This window comes from Duganella sp. Dugasp56, assembly GCF_047304105.1.
In the GTDB taxonomy this organism is placed as follows: domain Bacteria; phylum Pseudomonadota; class Gammaproteobacteria; order Burkholderiales; family Burkholderiaceae_D; genus Rugamonas; species Rugamonas hordei.
The window spans coordinates 63,067-80,221 of sequence record NZ_JBGLYQ010000024.1 but is presented as its reverse complement, the minus strand read 5'-3'; the positions used below and the strand labels follow the sequence as shown (position 1 = coordinate 80,221).

Genomic DNA, 17,155 nt, shown 5'->3' with positions numbered 1-17,155 from the left:
TACCCTGCAGTACTGAAAGCCCCGTTTGCCTTGCGACGTTGTAAATTGTCGCAAGGCAGCATGGGGCTTTTTTTATTTCCCAAAAGACAAGACAAAATGACAAAATTAGCATTACAATCTTAGCTAAACTACTATATTCATTGTCATGAAGACTATAATCGAGTCGCTGGGTAAGTCCGAAATTGAAAGCGTGGTGGCCCAACTGCGGGCGGAGATAGGCGGCGCGCCGCTGGCGGCCGACGCCGAGCTGCAGGACATCATCACCATGATGCCGCTGGCCCTGTTCATCAAGGATGCGCAGTCGCGCTTCGTGCTGATGAACCCGGCCTGCGAAGCCATGTGGGGCGTGCGCTTCAGCGAAATGCGCGGGACCGACGGCAGCGCGCATTTCCCCGAGCAAACGCCCGGCTACATCGCCCAGGACCGCGCCGCCTTCGCCGCCCACCGCCACCTGGTCAACGAAGAACTGCTGTGGCACAAGGGACTGGGCGAAAACCGCTGGCTGCAAACCTACAAGCAGCCGACCTACGACGAGCAGGGCCGGCCACGCCTGCTGATCGCCATGTGCATCGACATCACCGAGCGCAAGCGTGCCGAGCGCACGATGGTGAACTCGATGAAGCAGTTGCGCGCGCTGTCGACCCACCAGCGCCGCGCCAAGGACAACGAACGGCGCCGCATCGCCAAGGAAGTCCACGACGACCTGGCGCAAAACCTGCTGGCGCTCAAGCTGGATGTGTCCGCCCTGCACGCCCGCACCAGCCAACAGCAACCGCTGCTGCACCGGCGCGCCGCGCAGTCGCTGGCCACGCTGGACGCCTGCATCGTCGCGGTGCGCGACCTGATCAACGAATTGCATCCCAGCACACTGGAGCTGGGCCTGTCGGCCGCCGTCGAATGGCAGTTGCAGCAGCTGGAGCGCCGTCACGGCCTGAGCTGCCGCCTGAAGGTGCTCAACGACAACGCCGCGCTGGACCAGCGCCAGACTTCCGCCATCTTCCACATCGCCCAGGCGGCGCTGGACTATGTCGGCAGCCACTCGGGCGTGCGCGAAGTGCAGGCGACGCTGAACCTGGAGCCGGCCAAGCTGTCCATCATCATCAGCGGCGACGGCCTGCCCGATCGGCGGAAGGTGTCCGGCGCGCTGGAACTGCGCGCCATCCGCGAGCGCCTGGTCGACTTCGGCGGCGAACTGGCGGTGGCCAACCTGGCCGGCGCCGGCACCGTGCTGAGCATGACCCTGCCGGTGACCTCGGTGCCCGAATAGCCCCCGCCCGGCCGCTATGTACGCTGGCGCATAGACGCCGGCCGGCATAGCCGCTGTAATCGCGGGGTTGCATTCCCACACCCGCGAGGAGCGAAACAATGAAACTGCAAGACAAAGTCTGTATCGTCACCGGTGCCGCCAGCGGCATCGGCAAGGAAATCGCGCTGGTCTACGCGCGCGAAGGCGGCAAGGTCGTGATTGCCGACCTGAACCTGGAAGCGGCGCAAGCGACCGCCAACGAATTGAAGGCCGCCGGCCACCAGGCCATGGCCATCGCCATGAACGTGGTTGACGAAGCGCAAGTCAACGCCGGCATCGCCGGCGTGATCGAGGCCTGGGGCCAGATCGACGTTCTGGTCAGCAACGCCGGCATCCAGATCATCCACCCGATCGAAGAGTTTCCTTTCGAGGACTGGAAGAAACTGCTGTCCATCCACCTGGACGGCGCCTTCCTGACCACCAAGGCTTGCCTGCCGCATATGTACAAGGCCGGCAGCGGCAGCGTGATCTACATGGGATCGGTGCACTCGAAGGAAGCGTCCAAGCTCAAGTCCGCCTATGTGACGGCCAAGCACGGGCTGATCGGGCTGGCCAAGGCCGTGTCCAAGGAAGGCGCCGAGCACGGCGTGCGCGCCAACGTGATCTGTCCGGGCTTCGTGCGTACGCCGCTGGTCGACAAGCAGATTCCCGAGCAGGCCAAGACACTGGGCATCTCCGAGGAGGACGTCATCAAGAAAGTCATGCTGGCCGATACCGTGGACGGCAAGTTCACCACGGTGGAGGACGTGGCGCAAGTGGCGCTGCTGTTCGCCAGCTTCCCGTCGAACGCGCTGACCGGACAATCGCTGGTGGTCAGCCATGGATGGTTCATGCAATAGGAGGAGATCATGAGCATGCTGACGCCGGCGGCTGAACTGGCCGCCAGAAGCAAACCCTATCCCAACGACAGCGCCGCCTACCGCACGGCGCGCACCGCCCTGCTGGCCGAGGAAATCGAACTGCGACGCCATATCGAGCGCGTTGCAGAGCAAAGGCGCGCGCTGCCCGACGGCGGCGAGGCGCCCGACTACGATTTTCTCGACGAAAACGGCAAGACGGTGAAGCTGGCCGACATGTTCGGCAAGCACGACACGCTGGTCACGTATTTCTGGATGTACGGGCCGCAGCGCGAGCGCCCCTGTCCGATGTGCACGGCCTTTCTCGGCGCGCTCGACACGCCGGCGCGCGACATCGCGCAGCGCGTCGCGGTGGCGGTGCTGGGCCGTTCGCCCGTGTCGCGGCAGCTGGCCTTCGCCCGCGAACGCGGCTGGCGCAACCTGGCGTTCTACCAATGCGTCGGCGACAATTTTCCACGTGATTACCGAGGCCTGGGACCGGACGGCAGCGAATGGCCGGCGCTCGACGTCTGGGTCAAGCGCGACGGCAAGGTGCGGCACTTCTGGGCCAGCGAGCTGGGCGGCACCGAAGATCCCGGCCAGGACCCGCGCGGCGCACCCGATCCGACGCCGCTGTGGAACATCCTCGACCTGACGCCGGCCGGACGCGGGACCGACTGGTATCCCAAGCTGTCCTACTAAACCGCGGCTAGCGGCCGAACGTCATGCGCATCAGCAGCGCGTTGAAGTCCATGTCGGGGCGGGCCAGTGTCTGCTCCGCATATCCGCCGTCGCAGGAGGACCGGGTTTCGTCGTCCGGCACCTGCGACACTTTTTCTTTCAGTCCGGAGGCAAACAGTTCAAGCACGGCGCCCACCTGCGCCTCGGCCTCCGCATCCGACAGCCTGGGCCGGGAGATGCGGATGTTACGCTCCAGCTGCGCCTTGTACAGCTGCCGCAGGATGGCCAGCGCGTCGGCGTTCTTCGCCTTCCACTGCGCCATGGATGCGGCCAGCGCGCCGGCCGAATCGGGCGCCAGCGTCCGGCATCGCTCCAGCAAAGCCGCGTGATAGGAGTCGAAGTCGATCTGCGCCAGCTGGATGCCGGTCGCCACATCCATCTGCTCCGCATCGGCGAGCAGGCAGCATGCCATCAGCAGCGCAGCGATACCGGCTTTTCTCATGTCAGTCCTGATGATGTTGCGCGGCCGTGTTGACCGTCTCGATCCGCGTGCCGCCGCGCGCGAGGCCATAGATCGCCGCGCCAATCTGCTCATAGCCGGCCTCGGCCTCCGCGCGCAGTTCAACGTCGGAAATGTTCTGCTCGTGCAGCAGCGTGGCCAACTCGGTGGCCGAGCCGACTTCCCTCCCCAGCACCGCGTAGCTTCCCTGCTTGACCCATACCACGGTCGGCCCGGGGCCGCGGCCCTGCTTCAACTGATCGAGCAGCGACGCCAGCGGCGCCATGCCCGCGTCATCGGCCGGCATGGCCTTCATCGGGTAGCCGCCGACATAGGTGAACGAGGCGGGCTTGAACAGCTGGACGCCATCCTTGATTTCCAGCGGCGACCACTTGGTTTCGGGACCTTGCGTCCGCACCAGGATCGCCGCCGCGCTGACCGGCAGCGTCGGCTTGCACCATTCGCCCAGGCGGGACTTGACGCTGAGCGTTGCGCCGGGGCCGTCGCCGACATAGGTCTGCTCTACCTTGATCCTGGCCTCCTGGCAGCCGCAATCGTTGGAGACGGTCAGCCTGGGGCCGTGCATAGCGTTCAAGTCGGGGCAGCCCGGCGCGCCCGCCGGCGTCAACGTTATCGATTCGACGCGGCCGGAAACCAGCAATTCGTCAGCCGCCACCGGCCCGACAGCGCCGGACAGCAGAACACACATCCATAAAGACCGCTTGTCCAGGACCATGGTGATTCCCAAAAAATTAGCTGAAAGCGGCGAAATCCGCCGCGACATGTACTGCAATGGCAGGAGGTGTTTTACAAAAACAGAGGGAACCTCAAGCAGCATCAAGCTCATACCTGATACTCCGCTGAGGTGATGTATGGCTGAATATTTTCCATCATTCTGGCCACGTATTGGTCCTTCTCTCCGACCGGAGCGATGTAGTGCATGGCGCTGCGCGCGGCGTCCTCGCCCGCCAGGCGCGCGACTATCCACGAGGCCAAATACACTGACGCGAGACAACCGCCGGCGGTGGCGATATTCCCTTTCGCGTGAAACGGCTGGTTCAGCACTTCGGTGCCCGCCTCAAGCACCCATGGCTTGGTTGTCAGGTCGGTACAAACTGGAGCGCCGTCAAGGATGCCGAGCTTGGCCAGAATCAGCGCGCCGGAACACTGCGCCCCCAGCAGCTGCCGCGTCGGGTCCAGCTTAAGTTGAGCCAGGAAATTCTCGTTATCCGCCAGTGCCCGGGTTTTTACGCCACTGCCGACGATGACGGCATCCGCCGCGCAAGCTTCCTCGATGGTCGACTGGGCGAGAACTGTCACGCCATTCATCGACGTGACCGAAGGACTGGGGCAGGAAATCGTCACCCGCCAGTCTTCTCTCTTCACCCGATTCAGCAAGCCCAAGGCAATAAACGAATCAAGTTCATTGAATCCGTCAAATGTCAGTATCGCGATATGCATGATTTACAGCTCCTGGCCGAACATGATGCGATGGCCGTCGATGGTGCGAATGCCGAACTCCCGCATGCCCCACGGCTTGTCCGCCAGCGCCTGGGTGAATTCCGCTCCCGCCGACTGGTACTCCGCAAACAAGGCCGTGGCGTCCGAGACCGTCACATAGCCATACCAGGAATGGTCGCCGAGCTCCGACGGTGGCATGGCATCTGTCCACTCGCCCAGCATCACGCGGAAGCTGCCGCGTGACAAGAAGGTCCAGCCTGGCGCCGTGAAGTCGATGGCCAGGCCGAGCACCGAGGTGTAGTAGTTCGTGGATTTCTCCAGATCCAGCACCGCAAGCGTGTATCGAACGTTGGTGAAGTCTGTCATGTGGCTCTCCGTATGGCCGCGCGCGCGGTGTCGACGGAAACTCTACCGCATCTGCCGGCCCAACGCAAAAAGGGAGGCGCGAGGCCTCCCTTTTTGCTTGCCGCTCCGACGCTTAGTTCTGCGTCAGGAAAGTCTTCAGCTTGTCCGAGCGCGATGGCTGGCGCAGCTTGCTCATCGCCTTCGCTTCGATCTGGCGGATACGCTCGCGGGTCACGTCGAACTGCTTGCCCACTTCTTCCAGCGTGTGGTCGTTCGACATTTCCACGCCATAGCGCATGCGCAGCACCTTGGCTTCGCGCGGGGTCAGCGAATCCAGCACTTCCTTGATGACGTTGCGCATCGACGCGTGCAGCGCCGCGTCCAGCGGCGCCAGCGTGGTGTTGTCTTCGATGAAGTCGCCCAGCTGCGAATCGCCGTCCTCGCCCATCGGCGTTTCCATCGAGATCGGCTCTTTGGCGATCTTCATGATTTCGCGGACTTTGTTTTCCGGCATTTCCATCTTGAGCGCCAGGGTCGCCAGGTCCGGCTCGCTGCCGGTTTCCTGCATGATCTGGCGCGAGATGCGGTTCATCTTGTTGATGGTCTCGATCATGTGCACCGGCACGCGGATGGTGCGCGCCATGTCGGCGATCGAACGGGTGATCGCCTGGCGGATCCACCAGGTCGCATAGGTCGAGAACTTGTAGCCGCGACGGTATTCGAACTTGTCCACCGCCTTCAGCAGGCCGATGTTGCCTTCCTGGATCAGGTCAAGGAACTGCAGGCCGCGGTTGATGTACTTCTTGGCGATCGAGATCACCAGACGCAAGTTGGCGACCGTCATTTCACGCTTGGCCTGGCGCGCGCGTTTCTCGCCGGCGGCCATCTGCTTGTTGATCTTGCGCAGGTCGGCCAGCGGCAGCGCCACGCGCGCCTGCAGGTCGATCATTTTCTTTTGCAGTTCTTTGACCGCTGGCACGTTGCGGCCCAGGATGGCGCTGTACGGATACGCGCTGTCGACTTCGCCGTCGACCCAGTCCAAGTCGCATTCATTGCCAGGGAAGACCTTGATGAAGTGGGCCCGCGGCATGCCGCATTTGTTCACGCACAGCTCCAGCACGGCGCGCTCGATGTGGCGCACTTCTTCCATCTGGCCGCGCAGCGTGTCGCACAGCTTCTCGACCACCTTGGCGGTGAAGCGGATGCCCAGCAGCTCGGCTGAAATCGCTTCCTGCGCCGCCACGTAAGCCTTGGAGCCGTAGCCGCCGGAAGCCTTGCGCATCTTGTCGTACTGGGTCGAGATGACGTCGAACTTTTCCAGCGCGGCTTTCTTCAGCTGCGCCAGTTGCTCGGTCGAGAAGCCGGCCGCGCCGCCATTGGCGTCGCCGTCTTCTTCCTCGACTTCCTCTTCCTCTTCTTCATCGTCGTCCGCCGCGGCGGCCGGCGCGGCGGCCACGGCCGGCGTGTTGTTCGCTTCGTTCAGGTCGACGAAGCCGTCGACCACTTCGTCCACCTTCAGTTCGTCGGCTTCGATCTTGCGGGCCAGCGCGACGATCTCGGCGATCGTGGTCGGGCAGGCGGAGATGGCCTGGATCATGTCCTTCAGGCCGCCTTCGATGCGCTTGGCGATCTCGATCTCGCCTTCGCGCGTCAGCAGCGCCACGGCGCCCATTTCACGCATGTACATGCGGACCGGGTCGGTGGTGCGGCCGAAGTCGGAGTCGACCGTCGACAGCGCGGTCGCGGCGGCCGCTTCCACTTCGTCGTCCGAGGTGACGGTGGCCACGCTGTCGGTCAGCAGCAGCGATTCGGCATCCGGCGCGCGCTCGTAGATGGCGATGCCCATGTCGTTGAAGGTCGCGATGATGCCTTCGATCGCTTCCGGATCGACGATGTTTTCCGGCAGCTGGTCGTTGATCTCGGCGTAGGTCAGGAAGCCGCGCTCCTTGCCCATGTTGATCAGGTTCTTGATCTGGTTGCGGCGGCGCTCCAGGTCTTCGGCCGAGCTCTTCGGATCGACGCCCAGCAGGTCGGCGGCGCCGCCCTTGGCCTTGCGCTCGCGCGCCTTGGACACGGCCTTCAGTTCGGCGCGTTCGACCGCGTTCAGTGCCGCGACCTCGTCGTTTTCCGGCGTGAATTCGGACGGCTTGCGGCCGCGGCGGCCCGGCACCTTGACGCTCGGCAGCAGGTAGCCGGAGGTGTCGATCGACGCCAGCGTGGCGGCGTCGGTCACCTGGCTGACGGCCGGGCCGGCGGTCACGATGACGACCGGCGCGGGCTCGGCCTTGGCAGCCTTGACCAGCTTGGATTTCGGCGCGGCCTTGACCACCACGGCCGGCGCGGCGACTTCCGCCACCGCTGCGGCGGCGGCGTTGGCCGCGGCGCTCTTGCGCGTGACCTTGACCGCCTTCACCGGTGCTTCGGCCGCATCGGCCTGCACCGCCACATGCGCCTCCGCCTGGGCCGCTTCGGCCGCGGCGCTCAGGCGCGTTTTCTTTTTGACTACCGTAACTTTGCTCGCTGCCTCTTGCGCATTATCGATCACATAAGATAGAGTCGTCTTTGGCACCACCAGCGGAGCGGAGTTGCTACGCGCGGTCTTGGCGGCCTTGACGGACAACGTTAAAGTTTTCGGCGTTTTTGTCATTAAAAATCTCTCAATGCGTATCCGCCAGAAAAATACAAAATGCCATAGCCAGCGCCGACCGTCACCGGTGCGCACAGATGGAAATGTTGTAATTTAGCTGACGATTATCTGCGGAATAAAAAAAGCCCGCATCGTAACAACGGGCTTGTTTCTCTTTTCAGTGAAGAATAGGGAGAGGGCAAAGTATGCCGTATAGCGAGACATCCGGATAATTTATAGTACCCATATCCGATATCTTAAAACCATATAACAAGGGCCAGGCAACGCCAAAACACCTTGTCAGACCGTCCAAATCGCATCCTGTACCAAACTGAACCGCACCGTCCTGCAAAGGTGCGTCAAGCATTATACATGTTTTGCGGTCCGGACGCACCTCCCCCGGCCATCTGACGTGCGACACCAGTGTAGCCTTTTTGGCATGCTGGTTTAAAAGGCACTGCAATCCCGTAGTGCACATGATATGCTGACGCCTCTTGCTTAAACTATGAAGTCGATGAACACTAGCCTCACCCCTCAGCCGCCGGCAATCGAGCCTGCAGCCACCGCCGCGAATTCGGCGCCTGTCGCAGCCACTGTCGCGGCCCCTGCCGCACCGACTCCGCGCAGCTTGCTGAAACAATTACAAACCCAATTCCCGGCCTTCCGCGACTTCCTGCCTTTGTCGATCGGTATCGACAAGCAGATCCTCGCCGTGATGCCTGAACTGGATCGTAAAACCATGCGCACCGCGCTAGGCATCCACACCGGTTCGCTGCGCTACCTGAAAGTGATGGAAAAAGCCAAGGTGCGCCACGACCTGGACGGCACCCCCGGCGCCGAAGTCACCGACACCCACCGCGCCCACGCGACCCAGGTATTGCAGGACCGCTTCAAGAAAGAAGCCGAGCGCAAGAAGGCCGAACGCGAAGCCGCCGCCGCCGAGGAAGCCGCCCGCGTGCGCGCCGACAAGCTGAACCAGCTGACCGCGAAGTTCTCGCGCAAGGGCTGAGTTGGATAGCCAGCAGCGCGCGGTACCGGCGGAGGCGGAGGCCGAGCTTCCGCCCTACGTCGGCATACGCATCGCCGACGTGCAGATGGTGAGCACGGCCGAGCAGGCCAGCGCCGCGCGCATCGCCCTGCTGGCCGCCGACGCCATCGGCTTCGACACCGAATCGAAGCCCACCTTCACCAAGGGCGAGACCTCCACCGGCCCGCACCTGATCCAGTTCTCCACCGACCACAAGGCCTGGCTGTTCCAGATCGGCGCCAGCACCAGCGCGCACACGCTGGAAGTGCTGACGGCGGTGCTGGAATCGGCATTGCCGCTGAAGATAGGCTTCGGCCTGTCCGACGACGTCAAGCGCCTGCACGCCAAGCTGGCGATACGCGCGGCCGGCGTGGTCGACCTGTCGGTGGCCCTGCGCACGCCGGGCCAGCGCAACGACCTCGGCGCCAAGACCGCCGTGGCCAAGTTCTTCGGCCAGAAGCTGCAGAAGTCCAAGAAAATCTCCACCACCAACTGGGCCCTGCCGCGCCTGAACGAAAAGCAGATCCTGTACGCGGCCGACGATGCCCAGGTGGCCCTGCGCGTCTACCGCCACTGGCTCGCCGCCGGCAACAAGCTGCCGCCGATGAAGGCCGTCAAACTGCCCCGTCCGCCGAAAACAACTTAGACAATCTGTCCTCTGTCATTCCTTGCAACTCAGGTATATCCTTGTCAGGCAGCCATCGTCCCGGCCTGCCTCAACAAGGAATGGTATGACTACTTTTTCCACCATGCGACTGTGCGCGGCCCTGGCCCTGGCCGGCTGGTGCGCGCAGTCCCAGGCCGCCGCGCCCGCCACCTTGCCCGACACGCTGGAACAGCGCGTGGCCGCCTGCGTCGCCTGCCACTCGCTGAAGGAGCGCAGCGACGCCTTCTTCCCGCGCATCGCCGGCAAGCCGGCCGGCTACCTGTACAACCAGCTGGTGAACTTCCGCGAAGGCCGCCGCCATTACCCGATGATGACCTACATGGTCGACCATCTGCCGGACGCCTATCTGCGCGAGATCGCCGAGTACTTCTCAGCACAGCATCCGCCCTACCCGCCGGCGCAGGCCGGCAGCGGCGCCAGCGCCGATGCCGCCTCGCTGGCGCGCGGCCAGGCGCTGGTGCAGCAAGGTGACCCGGCCAAGAAAATCCCCGCCTGCGCGGCCTGCCACGGCAGCGCGCTGACCGGCGTGGCGCCCGCCATCCCGGGTCTGATCGGCCTGCCGAGCGACTACATCAACGCCCAGTTCGGCGCGTGGAAGAACAAGGTGCGCCGCGCCGCCGCGCCGGACTGCATGGCCGACATCGCCGGCAAACTGTCCGAGGCCGACGTGGCAGCCGTGTCCGGCTGGCTCAGCAAGCAGACCCCGGACGCCGCCGCCCGCCCCGCCACCAGCATCGCCATGCCGCTGCCGCTGAACTGCGGCAGCGTGCCGGCGCAATAAGGGACGATCATGAAGAAAATTATTTATATCGTTTCCGCGCTGATACTGGGCGGCCTGCTGCTGGTCATGTTCGGCAACCGCGACGACGCCGGCCCACCGCCTACCGTCACCGCCAAGCTGGCGCCGGCCGAACAGGTCGCGCGCGGCGCCTACCTGGCCAAGGCCGGCGACTGCATGGCCTGCCACACCACGCGCGGCGGCCAGCCCTATGCCGGCGGACGCGCGCTGCAAACGCCGTTCGGCAACGTGATCTCGCCCAACATCACCTCCGACGCCGCGACCGGCATCGGCAGCTGGAGCGCCGACGATTTCTGGCGCGCGCTGCATAACGGCAAATCGAAGGACGGCCGAATGCTGTATCCGGCCTTCCCCTACACCAACTACACCCGCATCACGCGCGACGATGCCGATGCGCTGTATGCCTATTTCAAATCGGTGCCGGCGGTCAGCCAGGCCAGCCAGCCGCACCAGCTGCGCTTCCCGTACAACCAGCAGTTCATGCTGGCCGCGTGGCGCATGCTGTACTTCAAGCCGGCCGTGTTCCGCGAGGACAGCAAGCAATCGCTGGACTGGAACCGCGGCGCCTACCTGGTGCAGGGGCTGGGACACTGCAGCGCCTGCCACAGCGCGCGCAACACGCTGGGCGCATCCGAAGGCGAAAGCCTGTCGGGCGGCCTGATACCGGTGCTGGGCTGGTACGCGCCGTCGCTCAATTCCGGCGCCGAGGCCGGACTGGGCGAATGGCTGCAGCCGCACATCGCCGCGCTGCTGAAGACCGGCGTGTCGCCGCGCGCGACGGTGTTCGGGCCGATGGCCGAGGTGGTGCAGCAAAGCCTGCAATACCTGAGCGACGACGACATCAACGCGATGGCGGTCTACCTGAAGGCGCTGCCGGGCGATGGCAAGAAATCCGACTTCGAGCGCGACAAGGGTGCCGAGGCGGTCGCCTTCCTGGCCGCCGGCGCCAAGCTGTACGACAAGCACTGTGCCGACTGCCACGGCGCCGGCGGCGGCGGCCTGCCGCCCGGCTATCCGCCGCTGGGAGGCAATCGCGCGCTGACGATGGAACAGGCGGTCAATCCGATCCGCATCGTGCTCAACGGCGGCTTCGCGCCCGGCACGGAAGGCAATCCACGCCCGTACGGCATGCCGCCGTTCGGCCATGTGCTCAACGATGTGGAAGTGGCGCAGGTGGTGTCCTACCTGCGCAGCGCCTGGGGCAACAACGCCCCGCCGGTGACCGGCACGGACGTCAATCGCTACCGCGCGATACCGCTGGATTAAACCCCGGGGTTAGTGCTACCGATGCTATGGGATGTGCAGCGCCAGGGAACTGATGGAGCAGCTGTAGCCCATGCGCTGGGAGACAAAGAAAATCACCCGGCCCTCGGTCTGGGACACGGCGCTGAACGCGCTGCCGACAAACGGCGTTCCGGAGGCCGGCTCGCCGATGGCGGTCCGTGTGGTTTTCCCTTCCGGCATGGCGGCCAGCGGCTCGATGCGGCTGACGCCTCCCAGCTTGCGCATCATCGCGTCCAGCGCGTTTTGCGTCGCCGCGGCACCGGAGCCTGCTGCGCCCGGCAAATTGAAAAACCCGCTGGCTTTGAGCGCCGTCGCAGGATCTGCCAAGGTCGACAGGAAACGCTGGGCGCATAGACCGTCAACCGGCGCCGCCTGCGCGGCACCAACTGACCAAAGCAGCAAACATGGCGCGACAAAATATTTGAACATCACTGGGACTCCGCGAAGCCGATGCGGTCGGTGGTGGCATTGCGCGCGTCTTCCACACTGACCTTGCCGTCGGCCAGCAAGGCGCGCAGCGAGGCGTTCATCGTGTGGCAGCCGTCGCCCGGCTTGTTTTCCATCCAGCCGCGCAGCGCCGACACCTGGCCGCCGGCGATCATGTTGACCACGTCCGGATTGGAGGTCAGGCATTCGGTGGCCAGGTAGTAGCGGTCGCCGTCGACCGACGGCAGCAGCGCCTGGCACAGCACGCCGCGCAGCGCGTGCGCCAGCGCTTGCGACTGCGCCTCGCTGTTGCCCAGCAGCCGCAGCATCTTCTGCAAGCCCAGCTCGGTCGAGCGCGCGTGCAGCGAGGCCAGCACCAGCGGGCCGGATTCGGCCAGCGCCAGCGCTTCCTGCGCCGTCTGCGCGTCGCGGATCTCGCCGATGACGATCACGTCCGGCCGTTCGCGCAGCGCGTCGAGCGCGCCCAGGTAGAAACTTTCGACGTCGCCGTCGAAGCCGACCTCGCGCTGCGTGATCACGCACTGGCGCTGTGGGATCAGCGTTTCCACCGGATCTTCAATCGTGATGATGTGGCCGGAGCGGTGCTTGTTGATCTCGTCCAGCATCGCCGCGATGGTGGTGGACTTGCCCTGGCAGGTGTCGCCGATGATCAGCACCAGCCCGCTGGTCAGTTTCGCGAAGTTCTGCTCGGCCTGGCGCAGGCCCAGCTTGCCCAGCGCCATCGGCTCTTTCGGGAAGCGGCGGATCACGCAGCCCAGGCGTTTCTTGCCCTGGAAGCTGAAGCAGTTGGCGCGGATGCGCGCCGTGTGCAGGTCGACCGCGCGGTCGAAGGCGCGGTCCTGGATCCGCTCGGCCCAGTTCGGCTCGACCACCTCGAAGAATTCCTGCAGCTCCTCGCGCGTGATCGGCGAATCGGTCACCGCCACCAGCCCTTTCGGCTGGCGCAGCAACAGCGGACTGTTCTGGTGGATCAGGATGTCGCTGAAGATCAGCTTGGAATTCAGCAAATGCAGGATCTGCTCGACCAGCGTGCCGAAGACCGGGTGGTCTTCGTTTTCGATGTAGGTCAGGGTGCGAATTTGCGACGACTGGTAATTTTCCATCTGTACTCTGATCTCCGTGGGGTCGGTTGAACGCCTCGGACGATTATAAGAGAAAAATTGCAGAGTCGAAACTTTTTCAGCTGCGTACCTTCGGGTATTTGAAGCCGGTGCGCAAGTCCATGCTGAAGCGCTGCTTGCCTTCGGTCACCACCACATGGTCTGGCGGCTCTTCGCCGGCCAGCGGACGGTAAAACACCGGCAAGCCCTCGCCCTTGCGGATCAGGTCGTCGCAGCGTTCATAGACATTCGGACAGCCGGTTTCCGCCAGCAGCGCCTGCACGATGGGGATTTTCCACGCCTCGACGCCGGCCGACTGGAACTGGCAGATCAGGTAGCCCTTGACGCCGCCCCAGCTGTCGACCAGCAGGCCGGACAAGCCATCCTCGTCGCCGCGCACCACCGGCACCAGGTCGTTGGGGCCGGCCGCGCGCACGCTGGCGGCGCGCTTGGCGATGGCGGCCTTCACGCGGCGCTTGATCATCGCATGGTCGACCGGCTCGTCTTCCTTGTAGGTCCAGATGCGGGCGCAGATTTGCGACTTGGCATTGTAGGCGGCGCGGCCAATGAACTGGCGCGACGAGGTCTGCACGGTGGCGGTCGCGCCGGGCTTGTTCTTTTCCTGCGGCTTGCCCTCGACTTTTTCAATCGCGGAGGCGTAAATCCAGGGGTCGCCGGCCAGGAGGCTCTTTTCCTTGCCCTGTTTGATGGTGATGATAAGCATGTGATTCCAGTATGACGTTGTAGCCCGAATGATACCTTATGCCGCCGCCCTGCCCGCCGCCTGTTCCTTCACTCATGCATTCTGCTCCGCCAAGGCTGCAATCCGTCGCAACCGGATGTCACGCCCCGGGGGAAGTCCGTAGTATCCAATCTCAAGAGCTGTCCGAACTTATTTGAGGAGAACAACATGTCCGCAACTATCCGCCGTATCCTGAGCCCATTGTTCCTGACCGCCGGCCTGCTGGCCGTCGCCGTGCCGGCGGGGGTGGCGCAGGCCGGTCCGCTGAGCTGGCTCCACGGCGAGCGCGTGCAGGGCAGCGGCAAGGTCACCAAGTCGAACCGCGACGTGGGGCACTTCACGGCGCTGGCCACGGCCGTCAGCGGCAACGTCGAGATCCGCATCGGCAATACCGAGAGCATCAGCGTCGAGACCGACGACAATCTGCAGGCGCTGATCGAGACCGTGGTGGAAAACGGCACGCTGCGCATCCGCCCGGCCAGGAAGGATATCAACCTGGAGGCGCATGTGATGAAGATCGTCGTGCAGGCGCGCTCGCTGGACAAGATCGCGGTGGCCGGTTCCGGTTCGGTGGAGGCCGACAAGCTGCGCGGCGAGAGCCTGAGTTTCGACGTCGGCGGTTCCGGCTCGATCAGCGTGCGCAGCGTGGAAAGCGAGTCGGTGGCGATCGCGCTGGGCGGCAGCGGCAACCTGAAGGCTGGCGGCAATGCCGAGCGGCTGCAGGTGTCGATCGGCGGTTCGGGACGGGTGCAGGCGGGCCAGTTGGCGGCGCGCGACGTGACGGTGAGCATCGGCGGTTCGGGACAGGCCACGGTGTGGGCCAAGCAGACGCTGAACCTGAGCGTGGCCGGCTCGGGCGACATCGCCTACTACGGCGATCCGCAGGTGACCAAGAGCGTGATGGGCTCGGGCAGCATCAAGCGCCTGGGTGGCTCGCCGCAGTAAGCAAGTCATCGGGAGCCAGGCGCTGAGCTGGCAGACGTCGGCAGCATTGATTTTTTCGGAAAATTGTAGCGCCCGCTTTCATTGCCGGGTACGCTAGGCGGCGAGCTTTGCTTGGCTCGGATCAAGCAACCACCACCTCAAGGAGACGTACTTGAACGCTACCGCTTCAGCCATCCGTCGCACCTATGCGCTACCCGCGCTACTGCCCTCTCTGTTACTGGCCTGCGCCGCCGCCGGCGCCGCCGATGCGCCTCCCGCCGCCGTCACCGCCGTCAAGGCCGCCCACATGCTCGACGTGCGCAGCGGCGCGCTGGTCGACAACGCGGTGGTGCTGATCAGCGGCGAACGCATCACCGCCGCCGGCAGCAAGCTGGCCATCCCGGCCGGCGCCCAGGTCATTGACCTCGGCAGCAAGACCCTGCTGCCCGGCCTGATCGACATGCACACGCACCTGACCGGCGACCCGCAGGATTCCGGCTATTCCATCGTCGCCAAGTCGATCCCGCGCGTCACGCTGACCGGCGCCAAGAACGCCCGCATCACGCTGCAGGCCGGCTTCACCACCGTGCGCGACGTCGGCGCCGACGGCTATGCCGACATCGGCCTGCGCGACGCCATCAACGACGGCGACGTGCCCGGCCCGCGCATGGCCGCCTCCGGCCCGCCGCTGAGCATCACCGGCGGCCACTGCGACGACACCATGCACGCGCCCGAATACAAGATCACCGCCCTCGGCGTGGCCGACGGCGTCGACGAGGCGCTCAAGGTCACCCGCCGCAACATCAAGTACGGCGCCGACGTCATCAAGATCTGCGCCACCGGCGGCGTGCTGTCGTTCGGCGACGATCCGCGCACCTCGCAATACACGCTGGAAGAATTGAAGGCCATCATCAGCGACGCCCACCGCCTCGGCCGCAAGGCCGCCGCCCACGCGCACGGCGGCGACGGCATCAAGCTGGCGGTGCTGGCCGGCGTCGATTCGATCGAGCACGGCTCCTACATCGACGACGAGGGCATCAGGCTGATGAAGGAACACAAGACCTGGCTGGTGCCGACGGTCTACCTGGGCGACTGGCTGATCGAGAACGCCGAAGCGATCAAGCTGCCCAAGCCGCTGCTGGAAAAAGCCAAGGTGACCTTGCCGATGGCGCGCCAGAACATTGCCCGCGCCATCAAGGCCGGCGTGCCGATCGCCTTCGGCACCGACGCCGCCGTGTATCCGCACGGCCTGAACGCGCGCGAGTTCGGCATCCTGGTCAAGCTCGGCATGACGCCGATCCAGGCCATCCGCGCGGCCACGCTGAACGCCAGCGAGTTGCTGGGCTGGACCGACAGGGTGGGCACGATCGAGGCGGGCAAGTTCGCCGACCTGATCGCGGTGGACGGCGAACCGCTGAAGGATGTGAAGACGCTGGAAAGCGTCCAGTGGGTGATGAAGGGCGGCGCCGTCGTCAAATAATCAGTGCTGGTGCGTGGCGGTGCCGGCCGGTGCCGGCAGCACCTCCAGCACCGGCGCCGGCGCTTTCGGCCTGGCGGCGCCGTCGGCGGCGATTTCATCCCAGGCCACGCTGGTCTTGCCGCACTGCTGCACGATGCGGAAATACAGCTTGCCCGGCGTCTCGGGCAGCTTCACCTGCATGACGAATTCGTCGAAATAAGCATCCGGCAGCGAACCGCCCTTCCAGCTGATTTCATGCAGGTTGCCGCTGTTGGCGATGTCGATCTTCCAGCCCTGCTTGGGCATCGGCTTGGCGGCGTTGGCGCCTTCCGGCAGCGATACCGTCAGGCCGGTGGTGGCGCCGCCGTCGCAGCCGTGGCCGACGCGGAACGCCAGCTTCTGATAGGTACCCGCCAGACCGGTGGCCTGGTCCAGCGTGACGTGCGCCTGCGCGGCCGGCACGATCGTGGCCATTGCCAGCGCCAGCATGGTGGAAGTCATCTTCATCACTGCCCCTTAGGTGGAGTGTAGGTCAACGGTTTGACCGGCACGTCAAGTGCGATGGTTTCGTTCTTGCCCTTCTTGCGTATGACCAGCGTGACCGGCACGGTCTCGCCTTCCTTCAACTGCCGCTTCAAATCCATCAGCATCACGTGATAGCCGCCGGAGGCCAGGTTCACGCTCTGGCCGGCCGGCAGTTCCAGCGACGGCACGGCGTGCATCTTCATCATCTGGCCATCCATCTGCATCTGGTGGATTTCCGCCACGCCGGCCACGCTGGAGCGCACTTCCACCAGCTGCGCATCCTGCCTGGACTTCAGCTCCATGAACACGCCGGTCGATTTGGCGGCAGGCACGGTGGCGCGTATCCACGCGTCCTTGACCTCGACCTGGGCCAGCACCACCGGGGCGCATGCCGCCAGCAATAACGAAAGGATGAGTTTTTTCATCT

The 17,155-nt window shown here is 64.6% G+C and carries 19 protein-coding genes; 9 read left to right on the top strand and 10 right to left on the bottom strand.

What is annotated here, in order from left to right; all coding sequences use genetic code 11:
- Positions 1-145 precede the first annotated feature (145 nt).
- The 3 genes from ACCD07_RS18025 (at position 146) to ACCD07_RS18015 (ending at position 2,844) form a co-directional block, all read left to right on the top strand.
- Positions 146-1,267 (top strand): PAS domain-containing protein, encoded by a 1,122-nt coding sequence (locus ACCD07_RS18025; RefSeq protein ID WP_353402095.1) that lies wholly within the window; start codon positions 146-148, stop codon positions 1,265-1,267.
- A gap of 98 nt (positions 1,268-1,365) precedes the next feature.
- Entirely contained in the window at positions 1,366-2,145 is a 780-nt protein-coding gene (locus ACCD07_RS18020) for a 3-hydroxybutyrate dehydrogenase (RefSeq protein ID WP_176653702.1), read from the top strand.
- A 9-nt stretch (positions 2,146-2,154) separates the two neighbouring features.
- The gene (locus ACCD07_RS18015; protein WP_413448148.1) at positions 2,155-2,844 is read left to right on the top strand and encodes a DUF899 family protein; all 690 of its coding nucleotides are present in this window, start codon (positions 2,155-2,157) and stop codon (positions 2,842-2,844) included.
- 7 nt (positions 2,845-2,851) lie between these two features.
- Here the strand turns inward: ACCD07_RS18015 and ACCD07_RS18010 are convergent, their stop codons facing one another.
- From ACCD07_RS18010 to rpoD, 5 genes are all read right to left on the bottom strand, one after another.
- On the bottom strand, positions 2,852-3,325 hold the full coding sequence (locus tag ACCD07_RS18010; RefSeq protein WP_413448147.1) for a hypothetical protein: 474 nt from the start codon (positions 3,323-3,325) through the stop codon (positions 2,852-2,854).
- 1 nt (position 3,326) lies between these two features.
- Positions 3,327-4,031, bottom strand: a complete 705-nt coding sequence (locus ACCD07_RS18005; RefSeq protein WP_413448146.1) for a hypothetical protein — start codon at positions 4,029-4,031, stop codon at positions 3,327-3,329.
- Positions 4,032-4,165: 134 nt separating this feature from the next.
- Positions 4,166-4,783: a DJ-1/PfpI family protein gene (locus ACCD07_RS18000; RefSeq protein ID WP_413448145.1), complete on the bottom strand. Its 618-nt coding sequence runs from the start codon at positions 4,781-4,783 to the stop codon at positions 4,166-4,168.
- 3 nt (positions 4,784-4,786) lie between these two features.
- The gene (locus ACCD07_RS17995; RefSeq protein WP_413448144.1) at positions 4,787-5,149 is read right to left on the bottom strand and encodes a VOC family protein; all 363 of its coding nucleotides are present in this window, start codon (positions 5,147-5,149) and stop codon (positions 4,787-4,789) included.
- A gap of 112 nt (positions 5,150-5,261) precedes the next feature.
- Positions 5,262-7,775, bottom strand: a complete 2,514-nt coding sequence (gene rpoD, locus ACCD07_RS17990; protein ID WP_413448143.1) for an RNA polymerase sigma factor RpoD — start codon at positions 7,773-7,775, stop codon at positions 5,262-5,264.
- Positions 7,776-8,259: 484 nt separating this feature from the next.
- Here rpoD and ACCD07_RS17985 point away from each other — a divergent pair, with 484 nt between their 5' ends.
- The 4 genes from ACCD07_RS17985 (at position 8,260) to ACCD07_RS17970 (ending at position 11,513) form a co-directional block, all read left to right on the top strand.
- Positions 8,260-8,763 (top strand): ProQ/FINO family protein, encoded by a 504-nt coding sequence (locus tag ACCD07_RS17985; RefSeq protein ID WP_176653695.1) that lies wholly within the window; start codon positions 8,260-8,262, stop codon positions 8,761-8,763.
- An 85-nt stretch (positions 8,764-8,848) separates the two neighbouring features.
- The gene (locus tag ACCD07_RS17980; RefSeq protein WP_413448164.1) at positions 8,849-9,427 is read left to right on the top strand and encodes a 3'-5' exonuclease; all 579 of its coding nucleotides are present in this window, start codon (positions 8,849-8,851) and stop codon (positions 9,425-9,427) included.
- 85 nt (positions 9,428-9,512) lie between these two features.
- Positions 9,513-10,229, top strand: coding sequence for a c-type cytochrome (locus ACCD07_RS17975; protein WP_413448142.1), 717 nt, complete (start codon positions 9,513-9,515; stop codon positions 10,227-10,229).
- Between the two features lie 9 nt (positions 10,230-10,238).
- A complete protein-coding gene (locus ACCD07_RS17970; RefSeq protein WP_413448141.1) occupies positions 10,239-11,513 on the top strand; it encodes a c-type cytochrome in 1,275 nt (424 codons plus the stop codon).
- Between the two features lie 24 nt (positions 11,514-11,537).
- Here the strand turns inward: ACCD07_RS17970 and ACCD07_RS17965 are convergent, their stop codons facing one another.
- The 3 genes from ACCD07_RS17965 to ACCD07_RS17955 all read right to left on the bottom strand — a co-directional run bounded on the left by ACCD07_RS17965 (position 11,538) and on the right by ACCD07_RS17955 (position 13,802).
- Positions 11,538-11,960 (bottom strand): hypothetical protein, encoded by a 423-nt coding sequence (locus tag ACCD07_RS17965; RefSeq protein WP_413448140.1) that lies wholly within the window; start codon positions 11,958-11,960, stop codon positions 11,538-11,540.
- Entirely contained in the window at positions 11,960-13,081 is a 1,122-nt protein-coding gene (locus tag ACCD07_RS17960; RefSeq protein ID WP_353402077.1) for a type IV pilus twitching motility protein PilT, read from the bottom strand. Before ACCD07_RS17960 ends, ACCD07_RS17965 begins: the two co-directional genes overlap by 1 nt.
- Positions 13,082-13,157: 76 nt before the next feature.
- On the bottom strand, positions 13,158-13,802 hold the full coding sequence (locus tag ACCD07_RS17955) for an SAM-dependent methyltransferase (RefSeq protein ID WP_176653690.1): 645 nt from the start codon (positions 13,800-13,802) through the stop codon (positions 13,158-13,160).
- A gap of 186 nt (positions 13,803-13,988) precedes the next feature.
- Here ACCD07_RS17955 and ACCD07_RS17950 point away from each other — a divergent pair, with 186 nt between their 5' ends.
- On the top strand, positions 13,989-14,765 hold the full coding sequence (locus ACCD07_RS17950; RefSeq protein WP_413448139.1) for a head GIN domain-containing protein: 777 nt from the start codon (positions 13,989-13,991) through the stop codon (positions 14,763-14,765).
- Between the two features lie 151 nt (positions 14,766-14,916).
- Positions 14,917-16,224: an amidohydrolase family protein gene (locus tag ACCD07_RS17945; RefSeq protein ID WP_413448138.1), complete on the top strand. Its 1,308-nt coding sequence runs from the start codon at positions 14,917-14,919 to the stop codon at positions 16,222-16,224.
- On the opposite strand, the gene ACCD07_RS17940 is transcribed toward ACCD07_RS17945, so the two are convergent.
- Entirely contained in the window at positions 16,225-16,710 is a 486-nt protein-coding gene (locus ACCD07_RS17940) for a YcnI family protein (RefSeq protein WP_413448137.1), read from the bottom strand.
- The gene (locus tag ACCD07_RS17935; protein ID WP_413448136.1) at positions 16,710-17,153 is read right to left on the bottom strand and encodes a copper chaperone PCu(A)C; all 444 of its coding nucleotides are present in this window, start codon (positions 17,151-17,153) and stop codon (positions 16,710-16,712) included. Before ACCD07_RS17935 ends, ACCD07_RS17940 begins: the two co-directional genes overlap by 1 nt.
- Positions 17,154-17,155: the final 2 nt, after the last annotated feature.

Bases quoted from the DNA above. Each gene is read 5' to 3' on its own strand.
- ACCD07_RS17955 (WP_176653690.1), bottom strand. From the start codon at position 13,802: ATGCTTATCATCACCATCAAACAGGGCAAGGAAAAGAGCCTCCTGGCC.
- ACCD07_RS17980 (WP_413448164.1), top strand. From the start codon at position 8,849: ATGGTGAGCACGGCCGAGCAGGCCAGCGCCGCGCGCATCGCCCTGCTG.
- ACCD07_RS18015 (WP_413448148.1), top strand. From the start codon at position 2,155: ATGAGCATGCTGACGCCGGCGGCTGAACTGGCCGCCAGAAGCAAACCC.
- ACCD07_RS17995 (WP_413448144.1), bottom strand. From the start codon at position 5,149: ATGACAGACTTCACCAACGTTCGATACACGCTTGCGGTGCTGGATCTG.
- ACCD07_RS18005 (WP_413448146.1), bottom strand. From the start codon at position 4,031: ATGTGTGTTCTGCTGTCCGGCGCTGTCGGGCCGGTGGCGGCTGACGAA.
- ACCD07_RS18000 (WP_413448145.1), bottom strand. From the start codon at position 4,783: ATGCATATCGCGATACTGACATTTGACGGATTCAATGAACTTGATTCG.
- ACCD07_RS17935 (WP_413448136.1), bottom strand. From the start codon at position 17,153: ATGAAAAAACTCATCCTTTCGTTATTGCTGGCGGCATGCGCCCCGGTG.
- rpoD (WP_413448143.1), bottom strand. From the start codon at position 7,775: ATGACAAAAACGCCGAAAACTTTAACGTTGTCCGTCAAGGCCGCCAAG.
- ACCD07_RS18025 (WP_353402095.1), top strand. From the start codon at position 146: ATGAAGACTATAATCGAGTCGCTGGGTAAGTCCGAAATTGAAAGCGTG.
- ACCD07_RS17985 (WP_176653695.1), top strand. From the start codon at position 8,260: ATGAAGTCGATGAACACTAGCCTCACCCCTCAGCCGCCGGCAATCGAG.
- ACCD07_RS18010 (WP_413448147.1), bottom strand. From the start codon at position 3,325: ATGAGAAAAGCCGGTATCGCTGCGCTGCTGATGGCATGCTGCCTGCTC.
- ACCD07_RS17950 (WP_413448139.1), top strand. From the start codon at position 13,989: ATGTCCGCAACTATCCGCCGTATCCTGAGCCCATTGTTCCTGACCGCC.
- ACCD07_RS17960 (WP_353402077.1), bottom strand. From the start codon at position 13,081: ATGGAAAATTACCAGTCGTCGCAAATTCGCACCCTGACCTACATCGAA.
- ACCD07_RS17975 (WP_413448142.1), top strand. From the start codon at position 9,513: ATGACTACTTTTTCCACCATGCGACTGTGCGCGGCCCTGGCCCTGGCC.
- ACCD07_RS17940 (WP_413448137.1), bottom strand. From the start codon at position 16,710: ATGAAGATGACTTCCACCATGCTGGCGCTGGCAATGGCCACGATCGTG.
- ACCD07_RS17965 (WP_413448140.1), bottom strand. From the start codon at position 11,960: ATGTTCAAATATTTTGTCGCGCCATGTTTGCTGCTTTGGTCAGTTGGT.
- ACCD07_RS18020 (WP_176653702.1), top strand. From the start codon at position 1,366: ATGAAACTGCAAGACAAAGTCTGTATCGTCACCGGTGCCGCCAGCGGC.
- ACCD07_RS17970 (WP_413448141.1), top strand. From the start codon at position 10,239: ATGAAGAAAATTATTTATATCGTTTCCGCGCTGATACTGGGCGGCCTG.